The organism is Methanomassiliicoccales archaeon LGM-DZ1, from assembly GCA_030168595.1.
Classification (GTDB): domain Archaea; phylum Thermoplasmatota; class Thermoplasmata; order Methanomassiliicoccales; family Methanomethylophilaceae; genus Methanomethylophilus.
This window is the reverse complement of the sequence record CP115556.1, coordinates 715,555-730,279: the sequence shown is the minus strand read 5'-3', so window position 1 is coordinate 730,279 and position 14,725 is coordinate 715,555. Positions and strand designations below refer to the sequence as shown.

Here is a 14,725-nt window from a genome sequence, read left to right as displayed (position 1 = left end):
CGCCTGCGTTCGGCGCCCGGAACACCCTCCGATGTTCACTTCCCGGAGACGGTCATGCGCATGAGCCAGAGGTCGTGCTTCATGCTGCTGTCGTACTTGCTGCCGAACGAGACGGCGGACGCCGGGCAGTCGCGGACCACGATGCCGGCGTTGACCTTCCACTTCGCTCCGCTGTCATGTCCCAGCAGGTTCGAGACGGCCTCCGCGTTGACGTTGACGTCGATGGATGCGCTGGTCTCGGGGGACCCGCTCATGTCGATGAACTTCGGCACCCCGATCCCGGCGAACGCCTCCGCGCCGATGTACACGTCCCCGAGCGCCACATCGGCGATGCTGACCTTGTACGGGTCGTCGATGTGCAGCAACAGCTCGGCGGCGCGCCCCATCAGGAGCTTCAGGGCATCGGAGGCGGTGCCGCGGTCGACCTCGATGTACGCCTGGAACCCGGTGCATGCCGTTCCGGACGCATCATGCAGGCGGCACTCCGCGAACAGGCGGGCGCCGACGATCATCCCCGATATGTCCTCCGCTACCTTGTCCATCACCTTCTGGGTTATCTTCTTGCAGAGCAGGCTGAGGCCGTCCATGTCCGTCACGTGCCCTGCTTCGTCGATCGCCTCCAGCGCGGCATCCTTGACAATGTCCTTGGCCGAAGAGAGCAGGTAACCGTCGGCATCGAAGAGCCCCGAGTTCTTCTCGCCGGGGCTGCCTTCCCCGCGTTTCCACTGGGTGCACCCGTCGACCGTCCTCTGGTACGTCGTGCTGTCGTTGGCGCTGTCGCTGAACTTCGGCGTATGGCCGATCTCGGACCCGTCGGCGGCCAGCAGCTCGAGCTTTTCGCCGCTGTTGTTCAGGAATGCTACGGGGAACGTCACGACCTTGTGCTCCATGGGCCCGATCGTGCCGCTCAGCCCCCATGTTGCGCCGCGGGAGTTCCTCAGCGACATGCCGTCGAGGCTGATCTCCGACCTGGAGAAATTCAGCAGCTCGACCCATTCCGAGCCCTTGTCCTCCCCCGCAGGGTTGGATTCGGCCTCGTTTATCAGAAGGCCCTCTTCCATCGGGACATTGTACTTCAGCTCCGCGCCCGCGTCCACCGATATCAGGGTGCCGGGAACTGGGGACGGGAGGTTGGAGAGCACGGTGCCCATGCCGGGGATGTCGGAAAGGCGGACATCGATCCGCCGGTATTCCTGGACCTCCGGGAAGGAGATGCTCACCTCTGTGTCCCCGTAATGACCGTCGACGGTCAGGATGCGGTCCGATCTGTACATCGAAGGGTTGAAGGTCCCGCTTATCCCCCAGCCGTCGCCGGTGTACCCGAAGCCCCCGTGCACCTTGTACCCGCTGCTGTTCTGGGACACTGTGAGCCAGGCCTTCATCGGGGAGCCCCCGAGGGTGCCTTCGGCGCCGATCTTCAGCAGGTCCTTGGAGCTCTTGTCGATGTTCTTGGCGTAGACCGTGAAGGTAAGCTTCCATCCCATGTAGCCGATCCCGACGGTCTGGCTGCTGGCCTTGATGTCGATGATCTCCTGCACCTCTCCGGTCAGAGACTCCAGAACCTTCCCGGCCGAATCGTTGAGGATCTTCTCCACCGCCTCGCCGAGCATCTCAGTGCGGGAGCCGATGAGCTCGTAGATCTCCCGGACTATGCCGGAATCCCGCACGATCTCCATGACGGCACCGGCCAGCCTCTCTCCGAGCTCGCCAACTGTGCGCAGGTAGCTGATGAGCGGGTCGGCCAGCTCTCCCGCCCACTCTGCCAGTTTCTTCCAGGCATCCTCTGTTATGGTGTCGGTTGCGGAGTATTCGAAACCGCTCAGGGGCCATCCGGAGACCACCGGCACGTCCGCTTTCAGGCTGACCGGGACCGAGGCCCTGAAGACGCAGTTGCCCGTCCCGAGCCTGCTCTGGAGCGGGCCGCTCCCGGTCACGCTGTAGGTGACGGTATCATTCACCTCCACGGAGAACACCGAGCAGAAATCCGCCCCGAAAGTGCAGAGGTCGGTGCAGTGGGAGCTGGACCCGCTGTTCCTAGCGATCGAGACCGAAGGGCGGGAATCCGTCTCCACGGTGAGCTTCTCGAAGCTCGAGGCATCTCCCAGGAGCTCGAACGTCCCTTCCTTCCCATACTCGCGCAGCCCTTCGAAAGGATCGGCGCCGACGGATTGGGCGAACTCCTCTGCCAGCTCGGCGAAGCGCTTCTCGGTATCGAACGAAGTCGCTATCAGCGGGAGCCTGAGGATCTTGGCGCAGCCCTTCTGGATTATCGCGCTGCTCTTCTTCTCCACTTCGCAGAGGGCCGACAGCCCGGCGACCTCGGCATCGACCTTGTCGGAGTACTCCCTGAACTGTGCCAGGTTCCAGGCGGCGGTCGTGAGCGAGGCGATCCCGGCATCGGCGTAGCTCTCCGCCAGGGCACTGTCCGCTCCCGCTTCGGAATAGGCGGACACCAGCAGGCCGCGGATCTCCGGCAGGCGGTCCCGGAGGATCGCCTCCGGGTCCGTGGTCCAGATGTCGGCCCTGTTCTCCTCGATGGTCCTGTATATCGCCGTGTAGAACGGGTCCGGGTATCCTTCGGCGCGGACCTGGGCGGTGAGTATCTTCAGGAAGTCGGCGTCGCACCTGGAGGCGTTCTCCTCCGCGAACGCCCTCACCGAATCGGCGAAGCTCCCCCTGTCCTGTATCGCGGCGGTCCCCATCGATTGCGCTTCGGCTATCTGTGCCAGCGCGCCGTTCGCTACGCTGGTGATCCATTCCATGAGCCCGTCTGTGTCCGCGCGGTAGGTCTTCTTGAAATGGTCCACGGTCCCGTAATGCAGCAGGTCCGCCTCCGGGTAGGGCACCGTGATGCTTACCTCCCCCATGTTCTCGGCCGGGGACGGGACGCGGAGCTCGAACGATCCCCGCACCGAGAAGTCCGACCTCCCGGTGACCTCTTTGATATAAGGAGCGGCCGAGTAGTCGGTCTTCTTGTTCGTCAGGAAGGAGACCAGGGAGTCCCAGGCATCGGCCAGGGTATCTGCGACGCCGTCGAGGGCGCTGATGATCTCCGACCCGAGGAAGTAGTCGAACCATTTCCCGATCAGCCTGTCCATCGATGCAGAGGCTATCTGCGAGTACATGCCGGAGAGGTCCACGGTCAGCCCTCCCCTGCTCCTGACCAGGTCCATCCCGATGTCGCGCGTGCCTCCGACGATCTCCCCGTCCGCGTCCCTGAAGACGATGCTCTCGGCTGCGCGGAGAACGGTGCTGTACGCCTCCTTCACGTCCTCGGCGGTGATGACAGAATCCGTCCCCTTCTCTCCGGACACGTATGCCCCGTATCCGCTCATGATCCTCGACTGAGCGAGGGAGGACAGCTGGTACTGCATCATCTGGGACATCATCGATCCGTTGCCTTCGAGCAGGCTCTCGAACAGCGTCCCGCGCTCGATGGCGAGGGGCAGGGCGCAGCTTCCGTCCGCCCTCAGCTCCACCGTCCGATGCGCTTTCCCGGAGTCGGATTCGAAGGTCAGGTCAGCGGTCCCGGCGGCGTAGAGGTACGCGGGCGTGTAGCCGTCCGCGGCGTACAGGCCCTCCTGGGTCCTCAGGTCCTCCACGTTCAGCTCCGCAGTCCATCCTTTCAGCTTCACGAGGACGCCTGAGTCCTCGGCCGGGAACATGGACCCCATCCACCGCTCCATCCGTTCGGAGAACTCGGCGCGGCGGCCGTCCAGCCCGCCGGCGTCCGGATCGAGGCTCACCGACCGTACGTTCTCCCCCATCCCCTGCTCTATGAACGCCGTTATGCCGTCGGCCGCCGAATCTATCGCCTTCACCGACCTCCAGGAGTCCTCCGCCCCGTCCCTGGCTCCCTCGATCTCCGCCTGCACCGCTCCGTATGCGGTGACCGACAGGAGGATCGCCACCGCCGCCAGGGCGAACGGCATGCCTCCCCTGCGGTCCCCCCGTATCGCTGTCCCTTTCATGGCAGGCGTTTCGCCCTCCGGGGATAATAAGCGGGCGCACTGCAGTCAGGGGCAACTGCCGCATTATCCCTCTGGCAGGGGAGCGCCCCGTGCCGAATCGACGGAGAATATTATTTAATAATAAACAAATGCAACCGTCATGAGCGCAACTGTGAAGCCCTATTCGGCGGCCGTCGGACTGCCGAAGAAGACGCAGTCCATATGCCCCGAGTGCGGCAAACTGCTCGAGGCCAATGTTTTCGAAAAGGACGGGAAGGTCTATATGGAGAAGGACTGCCCGGAGCACGGCCACTTCTGCGACCTTTACTGGTCCGACGCCAAGAAATACCTGCAGGCCGAGAAATACGCGAAGGACGGCACGGGGCTCAGGAACCCTATGGACAAGTCGCTCAAGGACGGCGAGAACGTCCACATCGTCATCGACGGGGAGCGCATCGACATGATGTCGCCCACCGCCCTGGCCAACATCGACCTGACCAACAGGTGCAACATGAAATGCCCCATCTGCTTCGCCAACGCGAACGATGCCGGGTATGTGTATGAGCCAGATTTCGAGACCGTCTGCAAGATGCTCGACGCCCTCAGGAGCGAGGAGCCCATCAAATGCACCGCGGTCCAGTTCTCCGGAGGAGAGCCCACCGTCTATCCCAGGCTGGTCGACGTCATCAAGGCCGCCAAGGAGAGGGGCTTCGCCCAGGTGCAGATCGCCACCAACGGCATCGAGTTCTGCAACCATTACGACAAGCTCAAGGCCTGCGCGCAGGCCGGGCTCAACACCATCTACCTCCAGTTCGACGGCTTGAACGACGACATCTACAGGAGGTCCCGCGGCCGCTGGATGATGAAGGTCAAGGAGGGCGTCATCGCCAACTGCATGAAGCTGAGGGAGGAGACCGGCCACAGCCCGTCCATCGTCCTCGTCGTCACCACCGTCCGCGGCCTGAACGACGACGAGATCGGGGACATACTGAAGTTCGCCATCAAGCACAGGGAGGTCGTCAGAGGAGTGAACTACCAGCCTGTCGCGTTCACCGGAAGGGTCACCCACGAGGAGGTCGACAAGGGCAGGATCACCCTCACCGACGTCGCCAAGGCGATCAACGACGAGACTGGATTCACCACCATGGACGACTGGTACCCGGTGCCCACCGTGGCCGGCATCTCGAACTACGCGTCGATCATCCTGGGACAGAACAAGATCACGTTCCCGACGCACCCCCACTGCGGGCTCGCGACCTACCTCTTCATCGACGACAAGGACAACGTCATGCCCATGCCGAGGATGATCGATGTCGACAGGTTCGTGAAGGGCATGGACGAGATATCGCACAAGGCGGAGACGGCGGCGTTCAAGAAGCTCACGGTGCTGAAGGTCAGGAAGCTCCTGCTCAACTGCATCAACGAGGCCGGTCTGCCCGAGGGCATGACCAAGAACGACCTCATCAACGCCCTCGTGAGCATCATGAGCAAGAAGTCCAAGGCCGCCCTCGCCAAGTTCTCCTGGGGGGCCATGTACGTCGGTGCCATGCACTTCCAGGACTCCTACAACTACGATGTCGAGAGGGTAAGGAGGTGCTCCATCCACTACGTCACTCCCGACTGCAAGATCATCCCGTTCTGCGCCTACAACAGCGGGATCGAGATGCGCGTGGAGACCGAGAAGAAGTTCTCCGTTCCTCTGGCCGAGTGGAAGGAGAAGCACAAGGAGGAGGCCAAGCAGCTCGCCGAGGCGCTGATCGTGCCCAAGGACCCGGACGAGGCCCCGGCTGAGAACAAGGAGTGAATCGGATGAAGGTTGATACGAACAAATGCCTGCACTGCGGGGGATGCGTCGGATGCTGCCCCCAGAACGCTATCTTCCTCTGCGATTACGTGCTGACGTTCAGCGATGCCTGCAACCGCTGCGGCCGCTGCGTCAGGCTCTGCCCTGTCGGGGCCCTGTCCATGGAGGCGAAGGAATGAAGGAGCTGAAATGCGAGGTGCTTGTCGTCGGAGCGGGGCCCGCCGGAGGAATGGCGGCCAAATCCTGCGCCGAGAAGGGCATCGACACCATACTCATCGAGAAGAAGGCCGAGATCGGCGCGCCCCTCAGGTGCGCCGAGGGTGTTTCCAAGAAGATGTTCGCCGAGATCGGGATCAAGCCCGAGCCCGAGTGGATACGCGCCGACATGAAAGGCGCGGTCATCGTCTCCCCGGACGGGACCTCGTTCCAGCTGGATGAGACCAAGGCCGGCGCCGAGGTCGGATACGTCCTCGAGAGGCACCTGTTCGACAAGGGCATCGCCAAGCTCGCCGTCAAGGCGGGCGCTAAGCTCATGATGCGCACCTGGATGACCGGCCCCATAATGAAGGACGGGAAGATCGTCGGCGCGCACTGCGTCTCCATGGGCGAGCCTCTCGACATTTACTGCGACTGCATCGTCGGCGCTGACGGCGTGGAGTCCCAGGTCGGCCGCTGGTGCGGCATCGATACCAACCTGAAGATGAACGACATCGAGCCGTGCATCCAGTACAGGATGGCCGGGATCGACTGCAGCATGGAGTTCTGCGAGTTCCGCCTCGGCCTCGAGGTCGCTCCCGGAGGGTACCTCTGGATCTTCCCCAAGGGCGACGGCGTCGCCAACGTCGGCATCGGGATCATGGGTACCTTCTGCAAGAACGGCGTCCGCCCGAAGCAGTTCCTCGACAAGTTCATCGCCGAGGACCCCAGGTTCAAGCACGCCCAGATCCTCGAGATCGACGGAGGGTTCGATTCCACTTGCCCCGGCCTGGAGAAAGGCTACTCCGCTGACAATGTCCTGCTCGTCGGAGACTCCGCGAGGCTCATCGACCCGATCACGGGAGGCGGCATCGGCCATGCCTGCATCTCCGGGATGTACGCCGGAGAGGTCCTCGCTGAGTGCAAGAAGAAAGGAGATTACTCCGCGGCCGCCCTGAAGCCCTACGACAAGAAGATCAGGGACAGGATGGAGGACAACCTCTACCGCGACTGGATGGCCAAGGAGCGCCTCGCCGAGCTCGATGATGAGACCATCAACCAGGTCGTCAAGCTGATCAAGGACGCCGACATCGAGCATGTCAACGTCGAGAACCTTCTCAAGGCGATCAAGGAGAAGTTCCCCAAGGTCGTCGAGGGGTTCGAGGACCTCATCTGAAAATACCGGGGGCCGGAAGGCCCCTTTTTTCCGGCCCCCCGGGGCCGTATCTTTCTCACTCTTTGCTTTTGCCGGTCGGAGCGCCCTTCTTCTTCTGCCTCCAGCGGCGCCTGTTCCTGCCGTCCCCTTCCCGCATCTTCACGGTGATGCCGGGGACACCGGTCTTGACGATATAAGGCGTGCCGCCGTGGGCGCGGATCTCCTTGGAGACCTTGTCCGGACGGTCGGTGAGCGCTACCATGCACCCTCCTCCGCCCGAGCCGGTCAGCTTGGCGCCGTAGGAGTACGGGAGGACGGCATCGACCATGTGGTTCAGTTCGTTGCAGGATACCCCGAGGATCGACAGCAGGCGGTGGTCGTAGGTCATCAGGGCCCCGAGCTCCTCGAGGTCGTTGTTCTTCATGGCCTTCATGCCGTCCAGGGCGACGTCGCCGAGCTCCTCGATGATCTCCGAGGCGAACCTGCTGCTCTCGGTGTACTCCCTCACCTTCTCCACCAGGGGGCCGGTGGCTGCTTTGATCCCGGTGTTGCCGATGACGAAGTGCATCTCGGGGACGTCTATCTTGGATATGTCCCAGGACCTCTCTCCGTTGTCGATGTGCCAGAGGAAGTCCTCATCGTCGTAGGGGACGTTGAGGGCTATCGCATGGCCGTGAGCGGAGGCCGAGGTGTCCATCGGGCTGCCCCTGCCCTGCGCGGCGTACTCCGCCTCATAGGCGAGCCTGGCTATGGACTCCTCGTCGGTGGGCAGCCCCTCCAGGCAGCTGATAGCCGCCGCGTAGGCGTTGGACAGCGCCGCCGAGGATCCTAGGCCGGAGCCCGAGGGCACCCTGCCGTCGACGTAGATCGACACTGGGGAAGTCCCTATCTTGTCCGAGATGTACCTCATGTGGGGGCTCATGTTGTAGGGCGCCGCCGGCTGGTTGTTGACCATGTACCTGTCGCTCCTCTTGACGCGGATGCTGAAGCGCATGTTCATGGCGACGGATATCGCAGGCTTGCCGTAGACGACCGAATGCTCCCCCAGGATGACGAACTTCCCGGGGGCCGAAGCCGAAACGTACGTCATCGGTTCAGCCCGTACTTGGCGAGGGTCTCTTTTATCGCGTCGTTGGGGTTCCTGCCGCCCAGGAGAGGCTGCGGGATGTCCCACCAGGCGTCCTCGAGGTCCGACAGCGCGCGGGTGTACTCCTCGTCGTCCTTGAACTTGGAGGGGTCAACCGCCTGCAGGGCCTTCTGCTGCTCCGCGAACAGGTTGACCCCGTACTCCATGTTCGTGAGCGCCACGCCCATGAAGATGTCGAAGTCCGAGAACGTGTCAGGCGCGGATTCCGGAGGCTGGGAGTCGGCGAACATGTCGAGGACCGCCTGCGCGGTCAGCTTGAACACCATCTGCATCTTCGCCTTGGTGTCGGGGAGTTCCATGGCCTCCACCTGCTTCGACAGGTTCTCGAACCAGAGGTCGTTCATCGCGCTGACCCTGTTCCCGTTTTTCCCGTAGACGAACTCCTGGGCCTCATCCGCCTTCTCAGAACCTTCCTCGGGGAAATCGTCCCCGAAGAGGTGCGCGTTCGGGTCGTCGCCGTTCATGCGCTTTCCCTCCTGATGCGCCTGACGGTGCTTTCGAGTATGTCCATCCCCTTGGAGATCTTCTCCTCGCTGGCGGCGTAGGAGAACCTGAGATGCCCCTCGCCGTAGGTCCCGAACGCGGAGCCGGGGGTGCAGATGAGCCCGGCCTTCACCAGTTCGGCGGCCAGGTCTGCCGATTTCATGTCCATGTCGTAGGAGGGGAAGGCATAGAACGCGCCCTTGGGCGGCAGGATGCTGAACCCCGGCACTTCGTTGAGCCTCTTGGTGATGAGGTCCCTCCTTGCCCTGTAAATCTTCCTGGCATTGTCCAGGTAGGGGTCGATGTGCGGGAGGGCGTTCAGGACGCCGTACATGGCCGGCATCCCCGGGCTGGCGCAGACATGGTACTGCATTTTGATGAGGGCGTCAGTCTGCTTAGGGCCCGAAATGACGAACCCCAGCCTCCATCCGGTGACGGCCATCATCTTAGAGAACCCTCCGACGACGACCGCGCGGTCCAGGTAAGGGAGGAACGACTGGTGCTTCCCTTCGTAGATGAACGGTTCGTAGACTTCGTCGGAGAGGATCATGACATCCTTGTCCGCGGCGATGTCGGCGAGGGCGTTCCTGGTCTCTTCGGTCAGGACGGCGCCGGTCGGGTTGGACGGGTTGGTGACCACGATCATCTTGGTGCTCGGGGTTATCTTGGACTGGATATCGTCGGTGTCCGGCTGGAAGTCGCCCTCGGTCAGCCGGTACTCGACGGCCTTCCCGCCGGCGAGCTTCGCGTGGGGGCCGTAGATGACGAAGCCGGGCGACGGGACCAAGACCTCGTCCCCGGGGTCCACGAACGACTGGGACACTTCGAGGAGGGCCGTGGAGCCGCTCGGGGTGATGATGACGTTCTCCGCTCCCAGGCCGCCGGCGTACATGGAATAACGCTCGGCCACGGCCTTCCTGAGCTCCGGGATGCCGGCCGTCGGGGAGTACTTGTTCTTCCCCGCGAGCGCGGCCGCGTTCATGCCCTCCACAGCCTCCTTCGGCGGGTCGAGGTCAGGCTCTCCGAGCCCGAGGTTGATGGACCCGGGCCCTGCCAGATCGAACATCTTCCTGATCCCCGACATCGGAACGGACTGGAGCCTGTCCGAGACTTTCATGCCTCTGTTCATAACCGGGCATATGAGGAAGCCCCTATATATCTCGGACGCGCGGGCGCGGGAGGCAGCGTCGGATGCCGTGCGGTGTCCCGAGGGCTCCCAATGGTACCTTTATAACATCGTCCGTGTGTTACCGAAAACATGAAGTTCGGACTCCCGGAGGTATCTCTGGTCCTGCTGGCGGCAGGCATCGTCGTTTCGGTGCTCGCCATGCTCGACAGCACCGGCCTGTCCGACGGGCCGGTCCCGGGAGCGCTCATGGTCCCCGGATACATCATGATCGTTGCCGGCATCGCGGCTTTCGAGATATGCTCCAGGAGGAACAGGGCCGCTATCGAGGACTATGAAAATGACCGCGCGATCTCCGCGGAGCTGTCCCGCTTCCCCGACGACGGGTTCCTCATAGACCTCACCGGAGAATACAAGGCATATAACGGCGCGGCCATCGAGGATCTGACGGAGGGCAGATGACCCAGAAAGCGCTGAACGCCGCCATGGTCTACTACATGTTCGATGCCTCGAACATGCACAGGTGGAACGACCACCTCCGCACGCTGGACCTCACCGAGCTGGACAAGCAGGCCCACAAGGCGGCCATCGCATGGATCCTGGGGAAGTGCGAGGAGGACGTCGGGAACAGGGTCGATTGGCCGGCCCTCATCGAGCGCTGCCTCTTCTCCTTCATCCAGAGGGTGGCCCTGACCGACCTGAAGCCGCAGATATTCCACCGGATCGAGGAGGAGAAGGCCGGAGAGGTCAGCGAATATGTCCTGGCGGAGTTCTCGAAGCGCGTCGGCGGCATGCCGGATGGGTTCACGGAAAGCTTCCGCGGGTACCTGGGGTCGCCGAAGGACACCAAAGAGGATGCCATCATCCGCGCCGCCCATTATCTGGCGACTCGCTGGGAGTTCATCACCATCTACGACGCGAACCGCTCGGTCTACGGCATAGAGGACACCAAGGACGAGATCGACCGGCAGGTCCTCCAGCACCGGGACCTGGCCGGGGTAAGGGAGATGATGTCCCCGGATTCGAAGCTCTGGCATTTCGTGAACATCATCGGCCAGCTGAGGTTCCAGCAGAGGTGGGCGAGGACCCCCAGGATACCCAAGACCACGGTCCTGGGCCACTCCCTCCTGGTCGCCGACTGCGCGTACCTGGCGGACCGCGATGCCGGGGCGTCCGCCGAGCAGGTGTACTGCGACTTCTTCACCGGGCTGTTCCACGACCTGCCGGAGGTCCTCACGAAGGACGTCATCACCCCCGTGAAGACCAGGGTCAGCGGCCTCCCGCAGCTGCTGGACGGCATCGAGGGCGAGCTCATGAACTCCCGCATCATGCCCCTGATCCCGGAAGGGTGGAGGTCCGAGCTGGAGTTCTTCGCCTGCGACCCCTTCACAGTCTCGTCGGATCCGGTGCGCGACGGCAGGAGGGTCAAGGCGTGCGACCTCCTGGGGGCATGGGTCGAGGCCCTCGTGTCGATACGCTACGGCGTGACCTCCCGTTCCCTGCGCGAAGGCGTGGAGGAGATAGGGGCCAAGCTCTCCGCTCCCGGCTACGAGGAGAGCATCGGTGCTGGCCGGATACTCGAAGATTTCAGGAAGATGGATATTTGACCTGGAGGATCGGCGGGCTGGAGATAGACGGCAGGGTCATCCTGGCACCTATGTCGGGTTACACATCGAGGGCCTACCGCCGCTTCATGAAGCCGTTCGGGGTGGCCGCGGACGTGTCGGAGATGGTCTCTGCGATGGGCCTCATCCGCGGCACCGACAGGTCCTGGGAGTACATCGGGTCGGATGCGCGCCCGTCGGGGGTCCAGCTGTTCGGGTCCGACCCGGAGACGGTGGCGAAGGCGGCCTCCGCGGCCCTGGATTATGACCCAGACATAGATTTCATCGACATCAACATGGGATGCCCGGTGAACAAGATAGCCAGGAGCCTGTCGGGTGCAGTGATGATGAAGGACCCGGCAAACTGCGGGGCGGTCGTGCGCGCCGTGAAGAGGGCGGTGGGCGTCCCGGTCACCGCCAAGATACGCCTGGGCCAATCCGCTTCGTCCGAGAACTATCCCGAGGTGATCTCCGAATTGGAGGCGGCGGATGTCGACTGCATCGCGCTGCATGCCCGCACCAGGGAGGAGAGGTACACCGGCGATCCGCACTGGGATGAGATCGCCGGCCTCGGGAAGGAGATGTCCGTCCCTTTGGTGGTCTCCGGGAGCATATACACGCTCGCCGACGCGGTGAAAGCGGTGAGGACCTCGTGCGCCCGGGGCGTGATGGTCGCGAGGGGCGGCGTGGGGAACCCGTTCCTGGTGACCCAGATAGACCGTTATTTCCGGACAGGAGAGGTCCTCCCCTGCCCGACGGTGTCCCAGCAGGCCGCCTGGTGCAGGCAGCTCATCGGCATGGTGCTGGATGAGAAGGGGCCGGAGGAAGGGTTCATGAGGCTCCGCAGCTACGTCCCGCGCTTCGCTGCCGGGATACACGGGTGCCGCATGTACAGGAAGGAGCTCGCCTGCTCCGCCGATGTCGGCGAGATGCTGAGGATCCTCGGGGAGCTCGAGGATACCATGGGCGGCGAGAGGATAAGGCCCGGCGGTTCCGGCGGGATGCCGGAGCCCGGCCCCGACGGGCCGGGGGAATGAAGGAAGGCCGGTAAACGGTTTGGCGGTCAGAACGTCTTCTTCTTCTCGGGCGGGACGATCTTCTCCTGCCCGCCCATGTAGGGCCTGAGCACCTCGGGGATGGTGACGGACCCGTCGGCGTTCTGGTAGTTCTCGAGGATGGCCACCATGGTCCTGGGGAGGGCGAGCCCGGAGCCGTTCAAGGTGTGGACGAACTCGGACTTGAGGTGCTGCTCGGGCCTGTACTTGATCTTCGCGCGGCGGGCCTGGAAGTCCAGGTCGTTGGAGCACGAGGAGCACTCGAGGTACCTCTCCTCTCCGGGGGCCCATACCTCGAGGTCGTAGCATTTGGCGCAGGAGAAGCTCTGGTCCCCGGTGCACAGGAGGAGGACGTGGTAGGGCAGTCCGAGCTTCTGCAGGAGCTCCTCGGCGTCGCCCCTCATCTCCTCGAGGGCCGCCCAGGACTTGGAGGGTTCCTCGAACCTGACCATCTCCACCTTGTTGAACTCGTGGACGCGGATGATCCCGGCGGTATCGGCGTGCTTACCGACCTCCCTGCGGAAGGAGGGGAGGTAGGCGGTGAGCTTCACCGGCAGGTCCTCTTTTGACAGGATGTCGTTCTGGAGGAGGTTGGTCACAGGGACCTCGGCGGTGGGGTTGAGCCACATGTCGTCCTTCTCCAGGTGGTACATGTCGTCCTTGAGGTTGGGGTACTGGCCGGTGCCGGTGACGGCGGCAGTGTTGACGATGACGGGGGTGAAGACCTCCTTGTAGCCCTGTTTGCGGTGGGTGTCCAGGAAGAAGCTGATGAGTGCCCTCTCGAGCCTGGCGCCGTCGCCCTTGAGCACGTAGAACCCAGAGCCGGTAATCTTGGCGGCCCTCTCGAAATCGACCATATCGAGATCGAGCATCAGCTCAGAGTGGGTCTTGGGCTTGAAGTCGAACTTCCTCTTCTCTCCCCAGACCTTGATCTCGACGTTCTCGGTGTCGTCCTTCCCAATGGGGACGTCGTCCGCGGGGATGTTGGGTATGTTCAGGAGGCAGTCGGTCCTGATCTCCTCGAGCTCCGCCATGCGCTTGTCGTTGGCGGCGATCTTGTCGCCGACCGCGCGCATCTCGGTGATCTTGGCATCCTTCTCGGCGCCCGCCGGCATCTTGCTGATCTCCTTCGAGACGGCGTTCCTGGTCTTGCGGAGGTCGTTGTTCTCGTTGGTGAGGGACTTCCACTCCTTGTCGGCCTCGAGCAGTTTGTCGAGTCTCTCAGTGGTCTTGTTCCTCTTCTTCAGCATGTCCCTGATCTTCTCGGGGTTCTCCCTGATGATGTTGATGTCCAGCATTTGTCTTCCTTCAATCGTTCTTCTTCTGGCACAGCGAGGTCCAGGTACGTTTGTCGGTCATGACGATGACCCCTCCGCGCACATCCACGGCCACGCCCTGGGTGAGCTCCTCGAGCTTGGCGGCCACGGCGTCCGCGTCCTCCTCGCAGTTCCCCAGCACCTTGACCTTGATCAGGCGCTTCTTCTTGAGCTGGGCGACGATCTCCGCCCCGATGCTCTCGGTGACCCCGTCCTTCCCGATGCGGACGGTCGGGTCGATGTCAACGCTGCGCCTGATTAACTCCTTCTTCGCTTCCCTCTCCGTCATTCTGATGCCTCCCCGTCCTTTCGAAACGGGCCTCTTTCTGTTCCCTGATGTACGGCATCCTGCGGACCGTCCCGCACCTGGGGCAGGCGGAAACCACTTTGCCGCCTGTCAGCCTCACGGTGCAGTTCACGCCCGGCAGCAGCGGCAGGAGGCACTCCCTGCAGTACGCGAAGCCCTCGGGCATGGGCGTCTGGGACTTCCCGCAGACGGCCCTGGCCAGGCTCACATAGCGTATTGCGCGGTCCTCCCTGCCCTCGCGGACGGCCTCGGCGGACAGCTCCGCCAATCTGGCGGACCTTCTCATTCCGATGTACCTGACGGCCGAGCGGGCGGGGTGCTTTGCCATACCGAACGGGCTCTCCAACCATGATTCCGATATAAAGCATTGCTCCGAAAGGGATGTTCCGCCGCCCACAGGGACGGAGAGACGGGTCAGGTTCATATGCCGTACGGGATACTGGCACATCCGGGATTCCCCCTCGGGCCGCCGGTACTCATGTCCTAGAGTGCCCGGACCGGCCGGCCGATGCGAACCCTTATATTGTTTGGCCATATCGGAAGGCTCAGTTATCCCTACCAAGGGATTAAATACGGAACGGG

General features: G+C 63.1%; 13 protein-coding genes. 6 read left to right on the top strand and 7 right to left on the bottom strand.

Going from position 1 to position 14,725, the window contains the following annotated elements:
- Window positions 1–35: 35 nt before the first annotated feature.
- Window positions 36–3,971, bottom strand: coding sequence for a hypothetical protein (locus O8W32_03435; protein WII09889.1), 3,936 nt, complete (start codon window positions 3,969–3,971; stop codon window positions 36–38).
- 139 nt (window positions 3,972–4,110) lie between these two features.
- On the opposite strand from O8W32_03435, the gene O8W32_03430 reads away from it, so the two are divergent.
- Genes O8W32_03430 through O8W32_03420 form a run of 3 tightly spaced genes read left to right on the top strand, consistent with a single transcriptional unit; the run spans window position 4,111 to window position 7,126 of the window.
- A complete protein-coding gene (locus tag O8W32_03430; protein ID WII09888.1) occupies window positions 4,111–5,754 on the top strand; it encodes a radical SAM protein in 1,644 nt (547 codons plus the stop codon).
- Window positions 5,755–5,759: 5 nt separating this feature from the next.
- Complete coding sequence (locus tag O8W32_03425; GenBank protein WII09887.1) at window positions 5,760–5,933, top strand: 4Fe-4S binding protein; 174 nt, start codon at window positions 5,760–5,762, stop codon at window positions 5,931–5,933.
- The gene (locus O8W32_03420) at window positions 5,930–7,126 is read left to right on the top strand and encodes an NAD(P)/FAD-dependent oxidoreductase (GenBank protein WII09886.1); all 1,197 of its coding nucleotides are present in this window, start codon (window positions 5,930–5,932) and stop codon (window positions 7,124–7,126) included. Before O8W32_03425 ends, O8W32_03420 begins: the two co-directional genes overlap by 4 nt.
- Before the next feature lie 55 nt (window positions 7,127–7,181).
- Here O8W32_03420 and mvk read toward each other — a convergent pair whose 3' ends face one another.
- Genes mvk through O8W32_03405 form a run of 3 tightly spaced genes read right to left on the bottom strand, consistent with a single transcriptional unit; the run spans window position 7,182 to window position 9,864 of the window.
- Complete coding sequence (mvk, locus tag O8W32_03415; protein WII09885.1) at window positions 7,182–8,195, bottom strand: mevalonate kinase; 1,014 nt, start codon at window positions 8,193–8,195, stop codon at window positions 7,182–7,184.
- Window positions 8,192–8,716, bottom strand: a complete 525-nt coding sequence (locus O8W32_03410) for a hypothetical protein (protein WII09884.1) — start codon at window positions 8,714–8,716, stop codon at window positions 8,192–8,194. Before O8W32_03410 ends, mvk begins: the two co-directional genes overlap by 4 nt.
- The gene (locus O8W32_03405) at window positions 8,713–9,864 is read right to left on the bottom strand and encodes a pyridoxal phosphate-dependent aminotransferase (GenBank protein ID WII09883.1); all 1,152 of its coding nucleotides are present in this window, start codon (window positions 9,862–9,864) and stop codon (window positions 8,713–8,715) included. The genes O8W32_03410 and O8W32_03405 overlap by 4 nt, the downstream gene beginning before the upstream one ends.
- Window positions 9,865–9,993: 129 nt before the next feature.
- Here O8W32_03405 and O8W32_03400 point away from each other — a divergent pair, with 129 nt between their 5' ends.
- Genes O8W32_03400 through O8W32_03390 form a run of 3 tightly spaced genes read left to right on the top strand, consistent with a single transcriptional unit; the run spans window position 9,994 to window position 12,502 of the window.
- A complete protein-coding gene (locus O8W32_03400) occupies window positions 9,994–10,323 on the top strand; it encodes a hypothetical protein (protein WII09882.1) in 330 nt (109 codons plus the stop codon).
- Complete coding sequence (locus tag O8W32_03395) at window positions 10,320–11,468, top strand: HD domain-containing protein (protein WII09881.1); 1,149 nt, start codon at window positions 10,320–10,322, stop codon at window positions 11,466–11,468. The genes O8W32_03400 and O8W32_03395 overlap by 4 nt, the downstream gene beginning before the upstream one ends.
- Window positions 11,465–12,502 carry a tRNA-dihydrouridine synthase gene (locus O8W32_03390; protein ID WII09880.1) on the top strand — a complete coding sequence of 346 codons (1,038 nt, stop codon included), beginning with the start codon at window positions 11,465–11,467 and terminating at the stop codon, window positions 12,500–12,502. The genes O8W32_03395 and O8W32_03390 overlap by 4 nt, the downstream gene beginning before the upstream one ends.
- A 26-nt stretch (window positions 12,503–12,528) precedes the next feature.
- Here O8W32_03390 and serS read toward each other — a convergent pair whose 3' ends face one another.
- Genes serS through O8W32_03375 form a run of 3 tightly spaced genes read right to left on the bottom strand, consistent with a single transcriptional unit; the run spans window position 12,529 to window position 14,471 of the window.
- A complete protein-coding gene (gene serS / locus O8W32_03385; protein ID WII09879.1) occupies window positions 12,529–13,818 on the bottom strand; it encodes a serine--tRNA ligase in 1,290 nt (429 codons plus the stop codon).
- A gap of 10 nt (window positions 13,819–13,828) precedes the next feature.
- Window positions 13,829–14,125 (bottom strand): YhbY family RNA-binding protein, encoded by a 297-nt coding sequence (locus O8W32_03380; protein WII09878.1) that lies wholly within the window; start codon window positions 14,123–14,125, stop codon window positions 13,829–13,831.
- Window positions 14,079–14,471, bottom strand: coding sequence for a ribonuclease P protein component 4 (locus O8W32_03375; GenBank protein ID WII09877.1), 393 nt, complete (start codon window positions 14,469–14,471; stop codon window positions 14,079–14,081). Before O8W32_03375 ends, O8W32_03380 begins: the two co-directional genes overlap by 47 nt.
- Window positions 14,472–14,725: the final 254 nt, after the last annotated feature.

Coding starts and splice junctions, on each gene's coding strand:
- O8W32_03435 (WII09889.1), bottom strand. CDS start 3,971: ATGAAAGGGACAGCGATACGGGGGGACCGCAGGGGAGGCATGCCGTTC.
- mvk (WII09885.1), bottom strand. CDS start 8,195: ATGACGTACGTTTCGGCTTCGGCCCCCGGGAAGTTCGTCATCCTGGGG.
- serS (WII09879.1), bottom strand. CDS start 13,818: ATGCTGGACATCAACATCATCAGGGAGAACCCCGAGAAGATCAGGGAC.
- O8W32_03430 (WII09888.1), top strand. CDS start 4,111: ATGAGCGCAACTGTGAAGCCCTATTCGGCGGCCGTCGGACTGCCGAAG.
- O8W32_03395 (WII09881.1), top strand. CDS start 10,320: ATGACCCAGAAAGCGCTGAACGCCGCCATGGTCTACTACATGTTCGAT.
- O8W32_03375 (WII09877.1), bottom strand. CDS start 14,471: ATGGCAAAGCACCCCGCCCGCTCGGCCGTCAGGTACATCGGAATGAGA.
- O8W32_03410 (WII09884.1), bottom strand. CDS start 8,716: ATGAACGGCGACGACCCGAACGCGCACCTCTTCGGGGACGATTTCCCC.
- O8W32_03380 (WII09878.1), bottom strand. CDS start 14,125: ATGACGGAGAGGGAAGCGAAGAAGGAGTTAATCAGGCGCAGCGTTGAC.
- O8W32_03405 (WII09883.1), bottom strand. CDS start 9,864: ATGAACAGAGGCATGAAAGTCTCGGACAGGCTCCAGTCCGTTCCGATG.
- O8W32_03400 (WII09882.1), top strand. CDS start 9,994: ATGAAGTTCGGACTCCCGGAGGTATCTCTGGTCCTGCTGGCGGCAGGC.
- O8W32_03420 (WII09886.1), top strand. CDS start 5,930: ATGAAGGAGCTGAAATGCGAGGTGCTTGTCGTCGGAGCGGGGCCCGCC.
- O8W32_03425 (WII09887.1), top strand. CDS start 5,760: ATGAAGGTTGATACGAACAAATGCCTGCACTGCGGGGGATGCGTCGGA.